This window comes from Hyella patelloides LEGE 07179 (assembly GCF_900659865.1).
Taxonomy (GTDB): Bacteria; Cyanobacteriota; Cyanobacteriia; order Cyanobacteriales; family Xenococcaceae; genus Hyella; species Hyella patelloides.
In genome coordinates this window covers 1-5,300 of the sequence record NZ_LR214139.1, presented here as the reverse complement: position 1 = coordinate 5,300, position 5,300 = coordinate 1, and the positions used below count along the sequence as shown (strand labels likewise).

Here is a 5,300-nt window from a genome sequence, read left to right as displayed (position 1 = left end):
TTGCTCATTGAGGGAAACCCAAGGGGCTGATTCTGTCGTTTCACGGCAGAACTTGTAAGCCCCGCCCAAGACCCCTAAAGGACTCGGCTTCGCCGTCGCGCACTCGTTCGCTAAATCAGCAACGCCCATTATTAGAAGTCTGCATTATCAGGGGTTCTGGGGAAAGGAATGACATCGCGAATATTAGCCATTCCTGTGATGAATTGTACCAATCTTTCAAAGCCTAAACCAAAGCCAGCATGGGGAACACTCCCATAACGACGTAAGTCTAAATACCACCACAAGCTATCAGCTTCGATATTCATTTCTTGGATTCTGCGTTCTAAAATATCTAGTCTTTCTTCCCTTTGTGAACCACCAATAATCTCACCAATTCCAGGGGCTAAAACATCCATTGCTGATACAGTTTTTTCTCCCTCATCTAAACGCATATAAAAGGCTTTGATACCTTTGGGATAGTTGGTAACAATTACAGGCTTTTTAAATAGTTCTTCTGCTAGATAACGTTCGTGTTCTGATTGTAGATCGATGCCCCACTCTACGGGGAATTCAAATTTTTTAGACGCTTTTTCTAATAGCTCTACTGCTTTGGTATAAGTAACCCTTTCAAATTCGTTACTCATGATATTATTTGCTGTTTCTAACAGAGATTTATTAATCCACTTATTAAAAAATTCAATGTCTTCAGGACAATTATCTAGAACATACTGAAAAATATATTTTAAGAACTCTTCTGCTAAATTTTGATCTCCTTCTAAATCACAAAAAGCCATCTCTGGCTCTATCATCCAAAACTCAGCCAAATGACGAGAAGTATTAGAGTTTTCGGCGCGAAAGGTGGGGCCAAAAGTATAAACATTTTGAAATGCCATTGCCATTGCTTCGACTTGCAATTGCCCACTTACGGTTAGATATGCAGGTTTACCAAAAAAGTCTTGACTATAATCAATTTTGCCCTCTTTATCTTGTGGCAGCTTGTCCAGATTGAAATTAGTGACCGTAAATAACTCTCCTGCACCTTCACAGTCACTAGCCGTAATAATAGGGGTATGAATCCAGAGAAACCCTTTTTCCTGGAAGAACTGATGAATCGCTGTGGCACAAGCATTGCGCACCCTAAACACCGCACCTAACGTGTTAGTACGCGATCGCAGATGACTAATTTCTCTTAAAAATTCAAAAGAATGACGCTTTTTCTGTAGAGGATAAGTTTCAGGGTCAGCTTCTCCATAGATTATCACAGTATCGGCTTTTAATTCAATTTTCTGTCCCTTACCTTGGGATGCCACTAATGTACCTGTTACTTCAATAGATGCACCAGTATTAATCTGCTTCAGATTGGCTTCATAGTCGGGAATGTCGCTATCAAGCACTACTTGCAAGCCAGCTAAAGACGAGCCATCATTAACTTCAGTAAAAGCAAATCCTTTTAATTCCCGTTTGGTGCGTACCCAACCTTTAACTACTACGGCTTCTTCTGGCTGTCCATTTTTGAGGATATCCGCAACTCGTCTAAATTCCATATACTCTACTTTCTTTTCTGTAGTCTGAATTATTCTATCAATCGTTGTAAAGCGATGTGGAGAAATAAATATTTGAGGGATAATTATTTAAGGACTTCCCAGTGTAGTTAGATAAATAACGGCTTCTTCTGCGGGAATACCCAAAACTTCATTAACTTGGTTATCAAAAAATCCTGCAATCCCACTAACACCAAGATCGAGACGAATGGCAGCTAGGTTTAATCTTTGCCCTAAATGCCCAGCATCCATATGTAAATAACGATACACGCGATCGCCATATTGAGCAATAGCTTTCTCTAAGTCTGCGGTATGAAACACAATTGCAGCAGCGTCTCTTCCTAAATTTTGCCCTAAACAAAGATAATGTAATTCTCGACGAAAGTTTTTAAATCTTACTTGACGTAATTCTTGTGCCTGGGGTGCATAATAATAACAACCTGTATCTAAACCGTCTACTCCTGACACAGCAATAAAGGTTTCAATTAAATCTAAGGTAAAATAATCGGGATTATCGTCTAAACCTTGAGCAAGATAATTATCTGATTGATAGGTAAAATGTAGTAGGGCTTTTAGCTCATCTAACTTTAAATTGGAACCGCTATAGTTGCGAGTCGAGCGTCTTTTTAAAATAGTATTTTCTAATTCTGATAATTTTTCTCCCCAATCTATCTGACTATTAATATTAGTAGCTACTTTGGTACAAAAGGGAAAGTTATATTTATCTTCTGTAGAGTCAACTTTTTCAGGTAATTGTTTGGCTTCCATTTGAGTTGCTTGATGCAAATAAGCTAATAACTTGCCATCGGCTATATCAGGATATTCTGTAATGGTGTTGGAAGCTAAAGCGGTCTCTCCTGAAGTTTTTAGTAACCGATCTTGTGCTAAACTCATTAAAGGAATAACTGCGATCGCACCTTCTTCGGCAGCATCGAGATAAAGTAACTTATTGAGAGCTAGATCGTTAAAACCACCAATTAAGTAGGCTTTATAGTTATTAATGCTGGCAGCAAGCTCCACATTGCCTAATAAATGCCCTGTATCTAAAAATATCCGCCGATAAGCCCGATCTTCATAACGCCAAGCAGAACGATAAAATACTGCTGTAGTAACAAGAGCAATATCTACTTCTGTCAATACAGGATGCTCAAAACAAGCAGATTGCAGTTGCAACCAAACCTCACTATCCCAAAAATGTACCAGAGAATGATTTGCCACCTGATAATTGTATAGTCCCGCAGGTAACCAAAAATTACCCTTAGAGACGATATAAACTTCCGCAGGATATAATCCCCCCGCAGAAGGTGCAGCCCTGAGATAGATAGGATTGCCGTAAACCGTCTGATACTGTGCGGTTAAGCCATAGCTAGTAAGTAACAATAAAGATAGCTGTAGCCAATTATAGTCATCTGATTCGGGAGCAATTTCGCGATCGGATGATAAATAGGGTTTAAGATCGTATACTCGACCAATTTTATATTCTTTGTAAGGTGCAGGTTGCTTACTCCAATCCAAACCTTTTCCTTTAGAAGCAATAGTTTCAGGATCGTATTTTGTTCTTTCGTGGTAATGCTGGGCTATGGAATTTAAGCTGTTAGGCATTTTTAATCAAGGTGCAGAGGTTGGGGAAGATGGGGAAGTTGGGAGAGACGAAGGAGACTGAGAAGACAAGGGAGATAGGGAAAAGTAAACGGATTACAAAGAATAATACCTATTACCTATTACCTATTACCTTCTGATCATCACGCTCTCATCCTTCGATTAATTTCCAAGATTGAAAACGTTTTCCGTAGTAATCTAGAATCGCTTGAATTTGCTGTTTACTCTCTGTAGGCAAATCTTGAGAATATTCCACCCACAACGACTCAATCTGACTGGCATAATAATCAAAAGGCTCTTGACTACCATGCAAAGGCTTAGTGATTAATCCAGCATCTACCCCTATAACCTGGCGTAAATGAGCAGCTACTTCTCTATAGACTGCTAAAGGTAATTGAGGGCAAGTATAACGCTTTTTAACTTGGTTATTTGTAATGGATTGCAATTTTTTTCGCTCTCTCTCAACTACTATATTTTATGAGATTTTGGAGAGAAAAAGGATGACTAACCAATGTTTGTTAATATTATTGATTTACCTTTCCTTTACCTCAGTGGTGGTAAACTGACCAACACAAAAGCAGATCTATGCAAACAGAAGGAGACTTTAGTTATTAGCGGAAGAACCCAGAGATTGCTATACCGTTGTAGGGATAATAAGAGTAAAAACCTTGGAAATTACTTTTTACTTTTTCCTCGTTTTTGGTCATCAGTTCCGAAAAATTTTGAGGAATATAGCACTAATTTGAGATATTTATAAGCAGATATAATCAAAAGAAAATTCCATATTCGAGTAGTTTGACCAGTAATTTCAATAATTTTAGTCTGTTTGATAACTTGGTATTTTTCTGCTAGCTTTAGATCATAAGTTCGGTAGAACCGTTTTTAGTCTAACCAATGAAGGATAGTCTGCGCCAGACATAATTGATATAGTAATGATTTGATTATCTATCAAACGAGATTCTAATAAAGATTTTCCAGTACCAGAGTTTACAGGATAAGCAGGAAAACAAGCAGCACTCAAACTAAGACGTAAAGAATTACCTGCTGTTAGTTTCATACAGGTTGCTTGCAAAGGAATTGTTACGGGATTGCTTACAGAATCTATTTTTGTATAACCTTGAGTGAAATTAAATACTTTACCGTCGGCATGAACTTCAGAAAGTACAGCACATAAATCGAAACTAGGTTTATCAGCATCACAATAGAGTTCTACTATCACTATTCCTGTAATGTGTAAATCAGTTTCTAAAGGATAAGAAGTATAGGTTAAAATATCAGAACGACAGTCTAAGCTAGAACGATCGCAAGAACCACCAGGAAAAGAAGCATGACCGCCTAAAACGGGAACTGGTCGCCAAGGATCGTGTACTATAATATCTTTTGTGTTATCAAAATCTGCGGTAATATCTGTTGTCAAATAATTTTCTAAATCTTGAGAAGTAGTTGAAAGAGGGTTACTATTTTCTGCTATCAGATTATCTTCTTCTTCTTGGTATTCCCACAACATTCCGCTATATTCTTTCATCCCTGCTAAACCATCACTAGCTAAATAATAAGTAGTTGCTTGTTCGGGAAATTCTTTCCAATAACGCCATTGATTACTACCCATTTCAAATAAAGAAATTGGTGCTTCAGCTAAGATTCCCGTATCTTTTCCTTTGAGAAAATGATCGAACCAACGTATCTGAATTTCATCAATAAAGTTTTGCGCTTCCATTCCATAATCAACTGCGCCTAATTTTCTACCCCAAGGAAGATGCGCCCAAGGTGCAATAATTAGATGTTGAGCATACTTACTCTTTTGGGACATTGCCTGATATAGGTTTAACGTTCCCCTAAGATAAGGATCGAACCAACCTCCAATATGCAACATGGGAAGATCGACATCCTGTAATAAATGCTTTGGTGACAGTTTTTCCCAATACTCTCCAGGTTGTGGGTTACGCAACCAATCATGGTAAAAAGAGTCTGCTGCTAACTCTGGCATAATATCTGGATTTGCTGGAATTTTATCCTTTAAAGGTAGGTTGCGAGAGGCTGCATATAATTTTTGGTAAGCCGTTTCATCTCCATTTAGTCTGGCTGTTTCTGCTGCTAATTGAATCGCCCAACCCAGGTTAGCCTGTAAACAAAACGCACCGTTTTCATACGCCCAGTCCGAGTATAAATCGTATCCTACCA

At 38.3% G+C, this 5,300-nt stretch carries 4 protein-coding genes; all 4 read right to left on the bottom strand.

The window, feature by feature from the left end:
- Positions 1-131: 131 nt before the first annotated feature.
- Complete coding sequence (gene asnS, locus H1P_RS30815) at positions 132-1,523, bottom strand: asparagine--tRNA ligase (protein WP_144874935.1); 1,392 nt, start codon at positions 1,521-1,523, stop codon at positions 132-134.
- A gap of 87 nt (positions 1,524-1,610) precedes the next feature.
- Positions 1,611-3,122: a SagB/ThcOx family dehydrogenase gene (locus H1P_RS30810; RefSeq protein ID WP_144874933.1), complete on the bottom strand. Its 1,512-nt coding sequence runs from the start codon at positions 3,120-3,122 to the stop codon at positions 1,611-1,613.
- Between the two features lie 148 nt (positions 3,123-3,270).
- Entirely contained in the window at positions 3,271-3,564 is a 294-nt protein-coding gene (locus H1P_RS30805) for a hypothetical protein (RefSeq protein ID WP_144874931.1), read from the bottom strand.
- 414 nt (positions 3,565-3,978) lie between these two features.
- Positions 3,979-5,300 (bottom strand): CocE/NonD family hydrolase (locus H1P_RS30800; RefSeq protein ID WP_144874929.1); only part of this gene is annotated, 1,322 nt, incomplete at its 5' end.

Excerpts from the sequence above, each read along its gene's own strand:
- asnS (WP_144874935.1), bottom strand. The coding sequence starts at position 1,523 with ATGGAATTTAGACGAGTTGCGGATATCCTCAAAAATGGACAGCCAGAA.
- H1P_RS30810 (WP_144874933.1), bottom strand. The coding sequence starts at position 3,122 with ATGCCTAACAGCTTAAATTCCATAGCCCAGCATTACCACGAAAGAACA.